This window comes from Thermococcus kodakarensis KOD1 (assembly GCF_000009965.1).
GTDB classification, from domain to species: domain Archaea; phylum Methanobacteriota_B; class Thermococci; order Thermococcales; family Thermococcaceae; genus Thermococcus; species Thermococcus kodakarensis.
This window is the reverse complement of the sequence record NC_006624.1, coordinates 699,514-713,179: the sequence shown is the minus strand read 5'-3', so window position 1 is coordinate 713,179 and position 13,666 is coordinate 699,514. Positions and strand designations below refer to the sequence as shown.

General features: G+C 51.7%; 13 protein-coding genes. 6 read left to right on the top strand and 7 right to left on the bottom strand.

Annotated features, from left to right (window positions below):
* Window positions 1-53: 53 nt before the first annotated feature.
* Window positions 54-728, top strand: coding sequence for an adenylate kinase (locus tag TK_RS04020; protein WP_011249763.1), 675 nt, complete (start codon window positions 54-56; stop codon window positions 726-728).
* Window positions 729-732: 4 nt separating this feature from the next.
* Here the strand turns inward: TK_RS04020 and TK_RS04015 are convergent, their stop codons facing one another.
* The 3 genes from TK_RS04015 to glmS all read right to left on the bottom strand — a co-directional run bounded on the left by TK_RS04015 (window position 733) and on the right by glmS (window position 6,425).
* Window positions 733-1,473, bottom strand: coding sequence for a hypothetical protein (locus TK_RS04015; RefSeq protein ID WP_011249762.1), 741 nt, complete (start codon window positions 1,471-1,473; stop codon window positions 733-735).
* A 130-nt stretch (window positions 1,474-1,603) separates the two neighbouring features.
* Window positions 1,604-4,606: an STT3 domain-containing protein gene (locus tag TK_RS04010; protein WP_011249761.1), complete on the bottom strand. Its 3,003-nt coding sequence runs from the start codon at window positions 4,604-4,606 to the stop codon at window positions 1,604-1,606.
* A gap of 10 nt (window positions 4,607-4,616) precedes the next feature.
* Window positions 4,617-6,425: a glutamine--fructose-6-phosphate transaminase (isomerizing) gene (glmS, locus tag TK_RS04005; protein ID WP_011249760.1), complete on the bottom strand. Its 1,809-nt coding sequence runs from the start codon at window positions 6,423-6,425 to the stop codon at window positions 4,617-4,619.
* A 98-nt stretch (window positions 6,426-6,523) separates the two neighbouring features.
* Between glmS and TK_RS04000 the strand changes: the two genes are divergently transcribed.
* Window positions 6,524-6,718: a PCNA-inhibitor gene (locus tag TK_RS04000; RefSeq protein WP_011249759.1), complete on the top strand. Its 195-nt coding sequence runs from the start codon at window positions 6,524-6,526 to the stop codon at window positions 6,716-6,718.
* Here the strand turns inward: TK_RS04000 and TK_RS03995 are convergent.
* Window positions 6,713-7,864: a methyltransferase domain-containing protein gene (locus tag TK_RS03995; RefSeq protein ID WP_011249758.1), complete on the bottom strand. Its 1,152-nt coding sequence runs from the start codon at window positions 7,862-7,864 to the stop codon at window positions 6,713-6,715. The genes TK_RS04000 and TK_RS03995 overlap by 6 nt on opposite strands.
* Window positions 7,865-7,923: 59 nt before the next feature.
* On the opposite strand from TK_RS03995, the gene TK_RS03990 reads away from it, so the two are divergent.
* Window positions 7,924-9,336 carry a dolichyl-phosphate-mannose--protein mannosyltransferase gene (locus TK_RS03990; RefSeq protein WP_048053686.1) on the top strand — a complete coding sequence of 471 codons (1,413 nt, stop codon included), beginning with the start codon at window positions 7,924-7,926 and terminating at the stop codon, window positions 9,334-9,336.
* Here TK_RS03990 and rnhB read toward each other — a convergent pair.
* The 3 genes from rnhB to TK_RS03975 are packed head-to-tail and all read right to left on the bottom strand — an operon-like array spanning window position 9,305 to window position 11,605.
* The gene (gene rnhB, locus TK_RS03985) at window positions 9,305-9,991 is read right to left on the bottom strand and encodes a ribonuclease HII (protein WP_011249756.1); all 687 of its coding nucleotides are present in this window, start codon (window positions 9,989-9,991) and stop codon (window positions 9,305-9,307) included. The genes TK_RS03990 and rnhB overlap by 32 nt on opposite strands.
* Before the next feature lie 4 nt (window positions 9,992-9,995).
* Window positions 9,996-10,817, bottom strand: a complete 822-nt coding sequence (locus tag TK_RS03980) for a metal ABC transporter permease (protein WP_011249755.1) — start codon at window positions 10,815-10,817, stop codon at window positions 9,996-9,998.
* On the bottom strand, window positions 10,814-11,605 hold the full coding sequence (locus tag TK_RS03975) for a metal ABC transporter ATP-binding protein (protein ID WP_011249754.1): 792 nt from the start codon (window positions 11,603-11,605) through the stop codon (window positions 10,814-10,816). The genes TK_RS03980 and TK_RS03975 overlap by 4 nt, the downstream gene beginning before the upstream one ends.
* Before the next feature lie 177 nt (window positions 11,606-11,782).
* Between TK_RS03975 and eif1A the strand changes: the two genes are divergently transcribed.
* From eif1A to TK_RS03960, 3 genes are read left to right on the top strand one after another with little or no spacing between them, the layout of a single operon-like run.
* Window positions 11,783-12,136 carry a translation initiation factor eIF-1A gene (gene eif1A / locus TK_RS03970; protein ID WP_011249753.1) on the top strand — a complete coding sequence of 118 codons (354 nt, stop codon included), beginning with the start codon at window positions 11,783-11,785 and terminating at the stop codon, window positions 12,134-12,136.
* Window positions 12,137-12,168: 32 nt separating this feature from the next.
* Window positions 12,169-12,945, top strand: a complete 777-nt coding sequence (locus tag TK_RS03965) for a serine protein kinase RIO (protein WP_011249752.1) — start codon at window positions 12,169-12,171, stop codon at window positions 12,943-12,945.
* A gap of 4 nt (window positions 12,946-12,949) precedes the next feature.
* Entirely contained in the window at window positions 12,950-13,666 is a 717-nt protein-coding gene (locus TK_RS03960) for a KH domain-containing protein (RefSeq protein WP_011249751.1), read from the top strand.

Here is a 13,666-nt window from a genome sequence, read left to right as displayed (position 1 = left end):
CCACCAAAAGTTTATTCAACTTCGGGTGCATAAATATTTATTGGTGGTCGTCCGTGAACATACTTATCTTCGGCCCGCCTGGAAGCGGGAAGAGTACGCACTCAAGAACAATAATGGAAAAGTACGGCCTCGTCTATATTTCGTCGGGAGACCTCATCAGGAGAGAAATCGAAAGGAAGTCTTCTCTCGGCAGGGAGATGGAGGCCTACCTTAGCAGGGGAGACCTCATTCCAGATACCATCGTTAACACCCTGATAATCTCAAAGCTCCGCCGCCAGAGGGAGAACTTTATCCTTGACGGCTACCCAAGGACGCCAGAACAGGTCATATCCCTTGAGAACTACCTCTTTGACCATGGTATTAAGCTAGACTTGGCCCTAGAAATCTTCATCGATGAGGACACGAGCGTTGAGAGGATTTCCGGGAGAAGGATATGCCCCAACTGCGGAGCAGTCTATCACGTAAAGTACAATCCACCCAAGGTGCCAGGAATCTGTGATGTCTGCGGCTCCGAGCTCATCCAGAGGGCAGACGACAGGGAAGAGGTCGTCAGGAAGAGGTACAGGATATACTCAAAGAACATGGAGCCGATAATCAAGTTCTACCGTGCCAAGGGGATATACGTTAGGGTTGACGGCGACGGGCCGATAAGTGAAGTATGGAAGAGGATACAGCCTTTACTGGATTACATTCACTCACGCGAGGAGAAGAGGAAGGAACATGAGTAAAGGTTCAGAGCTTTCCAAGGGCCTTCATGATAGCCCTAACGTCTTCGTTGCCGATGATGTTCTCCACTTCTTTCTCCATGAGCTTTGTTTTCTTCATTACCTTGGCAACGACTTTATCGCTGGGATCAATGATCTTAACAGAAGTCTGCATCGGCTTCTTTATCAAGAGTTTTATGTACCCCGCAAGCTTTTCCCTGAGAGCTTTAACGAGGGAAGCCTTTTCTTCCCTTCCCATCGGTTCTCTCAGCTTTACGACCAGACTAACGCGATTTAAACCTGAGGGGTCAACTCCCAAAACGATTGATGCCGCGGCTATTCCCCATTCCCGTAAGGAAATCACAAGCCCCTTCCCAATCCGTCTGAAAGGTCCCTCCAGCTCGAGGGGGACGTCAAGTACCAACTTGGGTTGATCTTGGAGACTTTCGTGGTCTTTTGGGAGTTCCTGCTCAATACTAACGTCCTCAATTATGAAAGTTACACCATAAACCCTCCCAAGCGACTCGTTGGCTTCCATTACAAGTTTTTCAATAAGTCCTTTAACGGTCGGCTCAACATCAATAGAACCTGCCAAACTCGTCTGAATCACCCTAAGATGAAACCTGAGGAATACCTCTTTTCCGACAGGATTAACGTAAATCGAACTGCTCACTAACCTCATCCCAAGGGAGTCTAAGGCGTCTGATATCTTGGATATGAAAAGCCTCTGCATCAGGGGTCTGTACTTCTCTGGTATAACTTCAAACACCTTCCTCGCCCGATGCTATTTTGTGCCGTTCAGAATTTAAAGTTTTCTGTTCTCTTTGTATAAAATACAAGATGAATCGACAAAATGTTGGAAAAAATCTAAAATTAGGGGGCCAAATATTGGAAAATTTCTAATGGCCTTCCCACAGCACGTACTCCTTCTGGGTGAGGAATATCGGCTCAAGGCGCTTGCCAACCACCACGACTTTGTCCCCGTACTTCTGCTTCAGTTCTTGGATATATGAATCGAAGAAGTCCTTCGGGACGCTGGCCTGACCTCTGATTAAGTTGTCCCCCTCCTGGACTTTATCCAGTTCTGCAACAGGGATGTAGCCGATTATGTCCATGTGAGGCTCAAGGTAGAACTCGGGCCTGTTTATGTCGTTGCCGTTGGGTGCCACGTAGTAGTAAACAACGCCCCTCAGAGTGAACTTGACGTTCGTGTAGTCCTTCTCAAACGCCTCCGTAAGCTCGATATTGCCACTTTCCCCAGGTTTCAGCGGCATGCTTGGATTTGCGAGCTTTCCATTGACGTAAACAGGGCCGTTTGTGACACCAACGGGACCCTCCTGGAGCAGGATGAAGCGGTACTTCTCTGCTTGCGGAATCTTCACGGTGACCTCAACGGGAGTTTCGTTGAGGTGGTCAATATTGAGGTTCTTCACAAGAACCTGCCTGTCAACCAGCTCTGTACCGTTGTAGGCTTCAAATATCAGCGTTCCGTTCTTTACGTCTCTTCCAAACGCCGAAATGTAGAGCCTGAGCTTCTGTTCGCCAGTTAAGGGCAGAGTAGTGTTGCCGCTCTTAACCTCTAGTCCGCCGCCGTTGATCGAATCATAAACTCTAGTCCAGTTTCCGTTCATCATGGCCTCGATGCGGTGTATTGCAAACGGGGTGAACTTATAGACCCTAACGCTTGGGACATAGACCCCCTGCTTTTTCGTGTAGCCATTGTAACCGGTGTATTCGAGCTTGAAGTTTGCAAAGAGCTTCTCACTCTCCTCTCCGTTGAGCGAAATCGGAACCCCCAATCCAAGCTGGAGGTAGTTGCTGAGTGCTATCTTTTCGTAGGCTAGAATCCCAATGGGGTATATTTGGTTGCTGGAAGTCATGTAAGGATATATGTAGAGGACAAACGGGTGGGTCGGTTCCTTGTTCTTGAATACCTGGCCTCTGATTAGATCCACTACAATATCAGGTACCACGTACCCGTTTCCAGCTTTGACTGCTATGGTATCGTTGGTGACCACGATGTCGTTGTAATAGACATAGCTGAACATTGGATATCTCTCTCCATAGGCTATCGCACCGCCGAGGTAGGCTATGGCGTTGAACTTGCCGAAGTCGCTCGATCCATCGAAGGGATCGAGGAACGTTATAACGTAGTCGTCTCCCCAGGCTTCCAGGTCAACCTCTCCTGCGTTCCCGCTGTGGGAGAAGAACTTGGCTATGATGTATCTCCTGTCGTAGCCGTGACCACCATCGCTTACCGCTCTGCGGTGGCTCAGCAGGCTCGACTCCTCCCAGTAGCCGTAGTCCCACCAGCTTAGAACTGTTGCGTAGGGGTCGCTGTTGTTTTTAATCCACAGAAGGGCGTCGGTCCAGGCCTCTGGAACGCTTCCAGGCATTTTGGAGTTAGTTAATCTAATTTTGAGACTCTCGCTCTTCATAGCATCATAGGAGTAGCTAGCGGACACATAGGGCATTGGAACTAGCATTAGAATCAGGAAGGCCGTATATAGTGCCTTCACAGTAACCGTGTCCCTCATCCTCTCAACGTAGAGGAAGGCCTCTCCCATTGCAATAGCCGCCAGGATTATCGCGGCTACTGAAGCCTGGAAGGAGAAGCGAACTGCCTGCTTGAAGAGGTATATTGTGCCGAGGTAGTGGAACAGAGGTATGAAGTGCTTGTAGGTTTCGTAGCGCTTCTCCTTTACCCCCCTATAGAACTTCCAGCCGAGAACAAAAAGGCCCAAGAGGGAGAATATGAAAATTATGCTGTCCCCCTGTGAGCCTTTGGGTTTGAGGCTGAACGTTGCTATTATGTATCTCCAGCTTGGGGTCTGGAGCTCGGCGACGGTCTGGTAAAGGGGAGTTGACTGAGTGGCCGCTCTGAGGAAGTTGAAGAGGGCCTTTCCGAAGTAGGCGTAAAAGGCCAGGAAGCCGGCAATTCCAATACCAACTACGGTTCCAAGCCTGTGCATCCAGTCTGAAAAGTTCAGAAACCTCTCACCGTAAAGCATTATCAGGACGAGCACCGTACCCGCTATGAGAACCTCAAAGGAGAACACAAGGAAGTTTCTAATGCCAACGAAGCCACTCTGGGCGAGGAAAATTCCAGCTATAATGGAAAGTCCAAAGGCAGGATAGTACTCAGTGACAAAGCGCCTGAGGTGTTCAGTGTCCCCTACCGTGAAGAATATCACCGGCACTACCACGCCAGTTGCGAGCAGAATCATTACACCCAGCGAGCTCCCCGTCCAAACTCCCATGTACAGTGGACTGAGGACAAGGAAAAAGACCAGCCCAAGGACTTTCTTCCAGTTCCAGCGCTCTTCGTCGAGATAGAGGAGCAGGAAATAGACTGTAAACAGGAAGAACATCACGAAGGGGCCCTCTCCACGGTTGTTGCCCGAGTACGTCTTTTCTATAGCCCCCCAGAAGCCCATCATCAGGGCCGCTCCCCAGAAGCCCGCCCAGCTTGAGTGGAGCTTTCTGACTACCAGATACGTGCCTATGACCATCATTGCCCCAACGAAGGGTGGCCAGACCTTAAAGGCCTCAAACTCGTTCATGCCGAACAAGGCATGTGCGAACTTATAGAACATAGCCTGAACCGTGTAGAGACCGAGGTACCCTGAGGGCTTTATGCCCATCGGAGGTTCCGCATAGGCATAATACTTGGGAATCCAATCCTGGATTGCCAGCTTGTACATTTCGAAGTGATAGAACGTATCTGGATCGAGGAACAGCTTGAAACCGGAAGTCACTGCCCTGATCCTGTACCCAATGTAGGCCAACAGCAGGACGAGGACGGGCAACCCGTACTCTTTGAAATAAAGGTAGGCCTTGGGGAAGGCCTGTCCCTCCCCAGGTTCGGATTTTTTCAATTTTTCTTTGGCTTCGGTTTTCATATTGACCACCTCACTCCACAGTAACTGATTTTGCAAGGTTTCTCGGCTTGTCGGGGTCGTTGCCCCTCAAAACGGCCAGGTGATAGGCAAGGAGCTGGAGCGGAACAACGTAGACGATCGGACTCAACAGCTCATCAACTTCAGGCATCTTCACCAGAACGTCCGAGACCCTGCTTAGCTCTTCCCTATCGGAGAGGGAGATTATCATAGCCCCCCTGGCCTTTGCCTCCTCAATGTTGCTCACCATTTTGTCGAAGACCTTTCCGCTCGGGTTTATTGCAACCACAGGGACACCGTCTTCAAGCAGTGCGAGCGGCCCGTGCTTCAGCTCGCCCGCGCTCAGCCCCTCGGCGTGGATGTAGCTTATCTCCTTGAGCTTGAGTGCTCCTTCGAGGGCCGTTGGGACGCTTATCCCCCTGCCGATGTAGAAGAAGTCCCTCTTGTCCTTGAGCGTTTCGGCGAGCTCCCTAAGAGCCTCGTCGTGTTTTAGGGCGAGTTCAACGAGTTCCGGAACTTTCATAAGCTCATCCTCAAGCTTCTCAAGGTAGTCTTCGCTCGCAGTGCCGAGAACCTTCGCGAGCTCTATTGCGAGCATTGTGAGGACCGTGAGCTGGGTCGTGTAGGTCTTTGTGGCCGCGACCCCGATTTCCGGCCCGGCGTGCGTGTAGAGAGTTAAATCGGCTATCCTCGTTGCCATACTGCCCACAACGTTGACCACTGCGAGAACCTTTGCGCCATTCTTCTTCGCAAGCTTCATTGCCGCTAGGGTGTCTGCCGTCTCACCGCTCTGGGTTATCGCTATGACGAGGGTCTTATCGTCTATCAGATCCTCGAATTCATACCTGAACTCGCTCGCCTCTTCGACGATCGGAACTTTCTTGGCGAGCCTCTGGAAGAGAGACTTCCCAACGAGGGCGGCGTGATAGGAAGTGCCCATGGCCACGAAGATTATTTTATCGTAGTTCGCTATCTCCTCGGCGACGCTCCTGATGATCTCCCTGTTGCCGTGAATGGCGTCTTTGATGGCCCTCGGCTGCTCGTATATCTCCTTCAGCATGAAGTGGGGATAGCCAGCTTTCTCGGCCATCTCCAGCGTCCAGCTTATCTCGTGGACGGGTTTTTCGACGACTTCCCCTGTGTCGATTCTCTTGACGACGTAGGAGTCCTTTGTCAGGATTGCGTACTCCCCGTCATCCAGAAAGATGACCTTATTTGTGTATTCAAGGAAAGCGGGCACATCGCTCGCCGCGAACATCTCACCCTCCCCGATACCTAGAACGAGCGGGCTCTCATTCCTGACGACATAAAGCTTATCGGGCTCATCCGCATAAACTATGGCAAGTGCAAAAGAACCTCTAAGCTTATTTAGTGCCTTTCTAAGGGCCTCCTCAAAGTTTTCAGAGCCTTTCAGCTCCTCTTCAATAAGATGGGCGATAACTTCGGTATCTGTATCGCTCCTGAACACGTGTCCCTTCTTGAGGAGCTCCTCCTTCAGTTCAGCAAAATTCTCAATTATACCGTTGTGAACGAGAACGATTTTTCCAGTACAGTCCTTCTGGGGGTGGGCGTTGATGTCGTTCGGGACACCGTGGGTGGCCCAGCGGGTGTGACCGATGCCCCTGTTGCCCTCCATCTCAAGGAAGCCGAGCTTCTCCGTGAGTTTGTCTATCCTCCCAGCCCCCTTCCTAACGTCGAGGGTTTCGCCGTTTCCTGTCACGACCCCTGCAGAATCATAACCCCGGTACTCGAGCCGTTTGAGGCCCTTCACAATGACTTCGCAGGCCTTTCTGTCGCCTATGTAACCAATGATGCCGCACATGGCAACCACCTTTACTTCTCAAGCCGATAAGAGAGGAGAGTTAAAAGCTTTCTGGAAAAAAGCATTTATACCCAAAGTCAATTCATTACAGGATGCCTATGGACAGGAAGCTCGACGAGTTCATCGGCGATGCAACTCCGAAAAAGGTTTCCAAAGAAAAGCCAGTTCGGAGGAAGAAGCGGCTTAAACCGACCAGCCTCGACTCGTTTCTGCCCGAGGAACACATAAACTACTTCAGAGACCTCAGAATAGGCTCAAAGAAGATAAGGAACGCGAAAATCGAGGAGTTATAGTTCTTCAGCTATTACCGCCTTTTCTCCCACCTTGAAGACGAAGGCCCTTCTCTCACCCCTTAGGTTCTCCTCGATTTTCTTCCTGATCCTCCAGTACTCGCTTTCGGGGACGCTTATCCTCAGCGTTGCCCTTCCAAAGCCCTCCTTTCTGAGGAAGTCGTTTATCCTAACTGGATGGAATGGGAGAACCCCAACGACGCTGTAAGTCCTCTTGAGGTATGGGCTTTTAATCGGCTCGTCTCCGGTAGCTAGGACTCTCCTCTTTTCCCTGAGCAGCATTCTGGCCTCGACTGGAAGCCTGTGGAAGAGCTCGTTTATTAAATCCGCATAATCGATGCTCTGTGGTATCTCGTAGAGGTAATCGCCCGGCCTATCCGCCCACTCAACGATGTCTTCAAGGGAAGGGTCGCTTTCAAGACGTGCCCCCGCTGGAAGAATGACCGCGCTCCTCTCAGCCCTCGCGAGGGGTTCCGTGTAAAAGGTCAACCTGTTCAGCGCCCCAAAGAGGTCTATGTATTCAAACTCTCCCTTCCATGGGACTTTCTCCCGCTTCATCTGCGGCGGAAGGTCGAAGATAAATGCCCGGGTCTTCTTTTTGTAGGCCTCGTAGATCTTTAGGGGGCTTGGGAGAAGTCCCTCAAGGTCTCTCTCGGGGGCCTCAGGAGGTCTAGCAGGATCGGAGAATACTACCTCCGCATCCACTCTCTCAACGGTTTCTGGTGAGAGAGAATCGGCGTTTATGAACTCGATGTTCGAGACACCGTACTTCTCGGCGTTCCTTCTGGCGAACTCTATCTTAAGAGGGTCAATGTCTATTCCATAGGCCCTCTCAACTTTCATGGCGTAGAAGATGAGCTGGATTCCAATACCACAAGAAACGTCGGCTATGCTCTCCACACCAAATTCCTTCAGCCTCTCGGCGCGGTATTTGGCGACGACCTCGTGGGTGGCGTAGCGCAGTCCTTCCATGTCCATCCAGAGGTCGCTCCTTGAGAACTTGTCCTTAGCCCTGATTCTGGCCCTGGCTATCTCCGCTATCAGCTCCCAGTCCTTACCAAGCCTGGCGCGGAGCTTTTTCTCGCTATAGCCCCTCTTTATAAGCTCTTCTGCCTCTCTGATCTTCTCCTCTGTGATTCCCTCGAGCATATTGGGAGGTTAAGAGAGAGGCTTAAAAACGTTGCCCGCCATGACCATTGGGGGTTAGAATGGAGCGGGAAAAAATAATCAGGGCGGTGTTTGTTGCGGTTGTTGCCCTTACCATGATCGGAACAATCTGGTATTCGTACAGTTTTGCATCGCGTCCGGACCTGAACGATTACATAGGAGACGAGGTCTGGTACGTTCCAGCGAGCAGAAACATCCTCCACAGGCTCGGCGTTGACGTCTTCTACATCCACAACGGCTCGTATGGCGTGAACGTTGTATTTTCAAACACGAGTGCAAAGATAAAAAATCTCGCCATGACGGATTGGGTTGCAGGGATCAACGATGCCAGATACAGGATGGAGTACAGGGAGTTTCCTGGAGTCTATTATGAGATACCTGCCGAGAACTACGAAGATTTTCTCCAGAGATTAAAATCAGACCTGCCAGATGGAAGCTACGATGTAATCCCCGGGTTCAGGTATCCTGACAAGGAGAACATACAGAACTACCTCAACACGGAGCACCCGTTCATGGGGAAGGACATCATAATGCTCTCCATGCTTCTCCTCGGGGACAGACCAATTGCCTGGAGAATCCCGGGAATAATAGCGTTTGCCCTCATTGAGCTGGCCGTTGTTCTTGCAACGTACAGAATAAGCAAAAGCTATCTTGCGTCCCTTATAGCACTTCTCTTCGTCGCGGCGGATCCAACGCTCCAGGCAACGGCTGTAACTGCGATGCTCGACATCCACGTGGCGTTCTTCGTTGCCCTCTTCGTCCTTGCCATCGTTTATGAAAGGAAACTCTCCTCCGCGGTGTTGCTGGGTCTAGCTGGAGCTACAAAGCTCAGCGGAGCCTTTGGATGGCCGGTACTTTTGTGGAAGTCTCTTAAGAGCGAGAACTCCTTTGTCAGGTTCTTTTCAGCGGTTGTTGTAATCCCGGGAATTGCGTTTTTAGTACCCGAACTTCCTGCAATAAAGGCGATGGGGTTCGAGAGGTGGCTCAACGAGTTCCTTGGGAGCTTTAAGTGGCACCTCAGCTACAAAGGTGCGAACCCAAACACATCTCCCTTCTGGGAGTGGTTCATAAACTACCGTCCGTTCCCGTTCCACTTTAACCCAAACGTCTTCGCGTCAACTGACCCCGTGCTCCTTATGGGAATGGTCGTTATGATACTGGCCCTGCCGTGGGTCTACAGGAAAAAGCCAGGAGTTAGCGAGCCCTTCTTTATTTTCTGGAGCACGGTTGGACTCTTCGCCCTCCAATACTTTCTCGGGGGAAAAACTCAGTTCAGCTTCTACGCCACGGTACTCGTTCCCCCGGCGGCTGTCTCAATGGGAGTCTTCCTGAATGAGGTAATAAGATGGGAGGCCTTCAGGGAGTCCCTAGCACTCTACAAGATAAAAGTCCTCGCGGCTGCCAGTTTTGCATGGAAAAAGCTCAGACCTTCCGAAAGTAGCGGTCAAGAGTAGCCTGCCTTTCTTCGGCCTTTTTCTCGCTCTCAACTTTTTCTGCTATCTTCTTCAGCGTCTTCCAGCCCTTCCTAACTATCGGCGGAAACTCACCGTGCTCCCGATAATAGTTCTCAAGAAAAGCCCTCGTTCTTGGGTCGCTTGGGTAGCCAGAGCCTATCTCCCCGTACTCTTCTTTGAGCTTTTCAACCGCCCTGTCCCTTGTAACCTTGGCGAGGATTGAAGCAGCTGAGACGACGGGAAAGATGTCGTCGGCCTTGTGCTTCGCAACGACTTCAGCCTCGAAGTTCAGCCTCTCCCCAAGCTCTCTCGCAAAGCGTTCCTCGTCAACGTCAGCCGCGTCAGCGTAGATTACATCGGGCTTTACCTTGAGCGAGTTCAGGGCCTTCGCGAAGTTCTCAACCTCGAACTCGTTGAGCGTGCCCTCCCTGGAACCAATGACATCGGGAGGCAATTCAAGAATTACATAATCATCTAAAACTCCGAGTATTTCATTGAAAAGCTTCTCCCGTCTCTTTGGTGTCAGTTTTTTAGAGTCCCTGACCTTCAGTTCTTCGAGCTTTGGGAGGCTATTCTCATCCACCACAACCGCCGCTATCACCATTGGTCCGATAACTGGCCCCCTCCCGGCCTCGTCAATGCCCGCTATCTTCATTGGTTCACCTCCTAAATAAGAGTGCACCATAGACAATGCCCAGCATTATCGTGGCTATACCACTTGGGGGTATGGCGGTGAAGTAGGCAAGAACCACTGAGGTAAGCTGGACGGTCAGAGTTAGGAGTAGACTTATTCCGAGAACCTTCCTGAAGTCAGAACTTACCATCAGCGCTATCGCACCAGGAAGGATCGCAACTACTTGGAGAGTTATCAGACCGACGGTCTGGACTATAAGAGCACCGATTACTCCAACGAGCACGTAAAGGATCGTGAGATACGCCCTCGCGTTGCCTCCGTAGCTCTCAACGCCTTCCATATCAAAGCTGATGTACAGGAAGTCGCGGTAGAGGAGCAGCAGAACGAAGAACACAACCGCCCCACCGACGATAAGAACCGTCAGGTCGTCCAGTGTGACGAGGAATATATCGCCGGTTAGATACGAGACTATGTTCTGGGTCAGCGGGAAGTAGGGTCTCGTAGCCATGACCTTGTAGAGGACACCGAAGCCGAGAACGGTGAGCCCAGCGACGAAGCTGGAAACTATACCGACAGCGGAGTCAGAAGTGAACCCTATCTTCTCCAGCTGGGCTATGAGGATGACCAGGAGCGTTGTCACTACTAAGGCCGTGAGAATGACGAGGCCGTAGTTATTAAGAAGAAGTGCCAGTATCATTCCCAGGACTGCACCGAACAGGAGAGCGTGGAAGAGGGCGTGGGTAAGGAAAGCAAGCCCCTTCGTGTTGATTATCGGGCTTAGAAGTCCGAGAAGGACGCTGACCATTATGCTCGCGAGGAGAGCCCTGATTAGAAACTCTGGAATCATATTTTCTCACCCCCGCGGTGGATGTGGAAGTCCCCGGTTATGCAGTAGACTTTTCCGCCGACCGGGATCACCTTTGCCATCGGGCCGTAGACAGACTTTATAACTTCGTCAGTGAGCACTTCCTCAGGCCTGCCGAAGGCTATCAGCCTCCTGTTTATGAGCATCACGAGATCCCCTATCTCGAGGAGCGGGTTGATGTCGTGTGTCGTGATTATCATCGTCACTCCCTTTTCCCGCTTTATCTTATCCAGAACGTTGGCAACCTCTGCCCTCGCGCTTGGGTCGAGTGCCGAAAGCGGCTCGTCAAGTAGGAGCAGCCTTGGATCGCTCATCAGTGCTCTCGCGAGGAGAACCCTCTGCTTCTGCCCGCCGGAGAGCTCGCGGAAGAGCCTGTCCCCAATTCCCCCGAGACCGACGAACTCCAGGACTTTTTCGGCTTTTTCTATTACCTCTCCGGGTATCCTGAAGTGGACGAAGCCCTTCCTGTAAACACCGCCCATGGCAACGACTTCAAGCGCCGTTAGGGGAACTCTCTCGTTTAGACTCTGGCTTTGGGGAACATAGCCTATAAGCTCTCTCGCCTCGCAGGGTGGTCTCTCAAATACTCTGAGCTCCCCAGTGTACTCTCTGTGAAAGCATGCTATAGTCTTCAGTAGGGTCGTCTTCCCCGCACCGTTTGGCCCGAGGAGGAGCAGTGTTTTTCCTTCCTCCAGGGTGAACGTTACATCGCTCAGGGCTGGCTGCCCGCTGTATAAGATCGTTAAATTCTCGGCTTCAACCGCTTTCATTTTTCCTCCCGTACTCACAATGTCCGGTTCTCTTTTAAACTTTGATGTGTACTAAGTGGACAGGATTGTGAACTCTCTTTGCAAAAATTTTTTAAAGTTCTATCCGTAGGGTCTTTGGAGAATTTTTGCAGGGCTAAGCTTATAAGCCCTAATCACGACTCACGGGAGGTGATGCTCATGGCTGGTAAAAAGAAGAACGACAGGCATGTTGAAGGTGATGAGGTAATTCGCGTTCCCCTTCCAGACAGGAGCAAGGGACAGCTCTTCGGAGTGATCGAGCAGGCCCTCGGAGCAGGATGGATGGACGTCCGCTGTGAGGACGGTAAGGTAAGGAGATGCAGGATCCCTGGCAAGCTCAAGAGGAGAATGTGGATGCGCGTTGGTGATGTGGTTATCGTCCAGCCCTGGCCGGTCCAGAGCGACGAGCGCGGGGACATCGTCTATCGCTACACGAGAACCCAGGTTGACTGGCTCCTGAGGAAGGGTAAGATAACCCAGGACTTCCTCAGCGGCGGCGAGCTCCTCTTCTGAGCCGCTTTTCCATCAATTAGCAGGGATGGACAATGAGGGAAGAGTTCCTTGACAGGGAAATCGAGGAGATGCTCGGCCTCAGGGAGAGAAGAGAGAAGGACAGCGAGCTCTACAAGATAGCCAACGAGGTCTTCGACAGAACGACGAAGGAAACGCTTGCCTATCTCCACAGGAGGGGGAAGATAGAGACCCTCTACGGTGTCATCAGCACGGGGAAAGAGGCCAACGTCTTCGCGGGAATTGATAGCGAGGGCAAAAGGATAGCGGTCAAGATATACAGGACTTACACCACCGAGTTCAGGCGGATATGGGAGTACTTGGCAGCTGATCCAAGGATCGGATACCTTCCTAAGGACATGAGGAAGCTCGTCTTCGTGTGGACGAGGAGGGAGTTCAAGAACCTCCAGAGGGCGATAAAATATGCCGTCAGGGTTCCAGAGCCAGTAATCTTTAGAAACAACGTCCTCGTCATGGAGTTCGTCGGCGATGAAACCCCAGCTCCACGCCTCAAGGACGTTGAGAAAGAGTTGAGTAAGGAGGACTTCGAGGGGCTTTACGACTTCACGATGGGGGTTATAGAGCGCCTCTGGAAGCGCGGTGACATGGTTCACGGCGACTTGAGCGAGTACAACATACTCCTCCACGACGGGCCGGTCGTGATAGACTGGTCGCAGGCGACTGTGAGGAGAAACAGAATGAGCCTTGAACTCCTGAGGAGGGACATAACCAACGTCTCCAACTACTTCAGGAAGAAGGGCGTTGATGTTGAGGATCCAGAGGGGAAGTTCCGCGAGCTCGTTGAGGGGTGAGATCATGGACGAGTTTGAGAGGCTCCTTAAGAAGTATGAGCGCGTTGATAAGGACGGCAGGTTTGAGAGAGAAGAGGATGAAGAAGAGATCACTTTCACCGCTCTTGGTGAGCAGGAGGAGTTCGTTAAAATCCCGAAGGAGAGGATAGCGGTACTCATCGGGAAGAAAGGGCAGACGAAGAAGGAAATCGAGAGAAAAACCAAGACGAAGATAGAGGTGGACAGTGAGACGGGTGAGGTCTTCATAACAGCGACGGAAGAAACCGACGACCCGCTGGCGGTGTGGAAGGCGAGAGATGTGGTTATGGCCATCGGAAGGGGCTTCTCTCCCGAGAGGGCCTTCAGGCTCTTCAACGAGGGGGAGACCCTTGAGGTGGTGAACCTCACCGACATCGTTGTCGGCAATGAGAAGAACGCCCTGCCGAGGGTCAGGGGCAGGATCATCGGAAGAAAGGGAAGGACGAGGGAAATCATTGAGGAGATGAGCGGTGCTGACATTAGCGTCTATGGAAAGACTGTCGCGATAATCGGGAACCCGATACAGGTTGAAGTTGCCAAAACCGCCGTTGAGAAGCTCGCAAGGGGTTCCCCGCACGGTGTTGTTTACCGCTACCTTGAGCGGAGGAAGAAAGACCTCGAGCTTGAGGCCACAACTTACTATGAGGCCCTCGAGGGCAAACTGCCCGAAGACCTTGATGAATTTGAGGAAGAGGAGGAGTGA

Bases quoted from the DNA above. Each gene is read 5' to 3' on its own strand.
- TK_RS04010 (WP_011249761.1), bottom strand. From the start codon at position 4,606: ATGAAAACCGAAGCCAAAGAAAAATTGAAAAAATCCGAACCTGGGGAG.
- glmS (WP_011249760.1), bottom strand. From the start codon at position 6,425: ATGTGCGGCATCATTGGTTACATAGGCGACAGAAAGGCCTGCGAAGTC.
- TK_RS04000 (WP_011249759.1), top strand. From the start codon at position 6,524: ATGGACAGGAAGCTCGACGAGTTCATCGGCGATGCAACTCCGAAAAAG.
- TK_RS03995 (WP_011249758.1), bottom strand. From the start codon at position 7,864: ATGCTCGAGGGAATCACAGAGGAGAAGATCAGAGAGGCAGAAGAGCTT.
- TK_RS03990 (WP_048053686.1), top strand. From the start codon at position 7,924: ATGGAGCGGGAAAAAATAATCAGGGCGGTGTTTGTTGCGGTTGTTGCC.
- rnhB (WP_011249756.1), bottom strand. From the start codon at position 9,991: ATGAAGATAGCGGGCATTGACGAGGCCGGGAGGGGGCCAGTTATCGGA.
- TK_RS03980 (WP_011249755.1), bottom strand. From the start codon at position 10,817: ATGATTCCAGAGTTTCTAATCAGGGCTCTCCTCGCGAGCATAATGGTC.
- TK_RS03975 (WP_011249754.1), bottom strand. From the start codon at position 11,605: ATGAAAGCGGTTGAAGCCGAGAATTTAACGATCTTATACAGCGGGCAG.
- eif1A (WP_011249753.1), top strand. From the start codon at position 11,783: ATGGCTGGTAAAAAGAAGAACGACAGGCATGTTGAAGGTGATGAGGTA.
- TK_RS03965 (WP_011249752.1), top strand. From the start codon at position 12,169: ATGAGGGAAGAGTTCCTTGACAGGGAAATCGAGGAGATGCTCGGCCTC.
- TK_RS03960 (WP_011249751.1), top strand. From the start codon at position 12,950: ATGGACGAGTTTGAGAGGCTCCTTAAGAAGTATGAGCGCGTTGATAAG.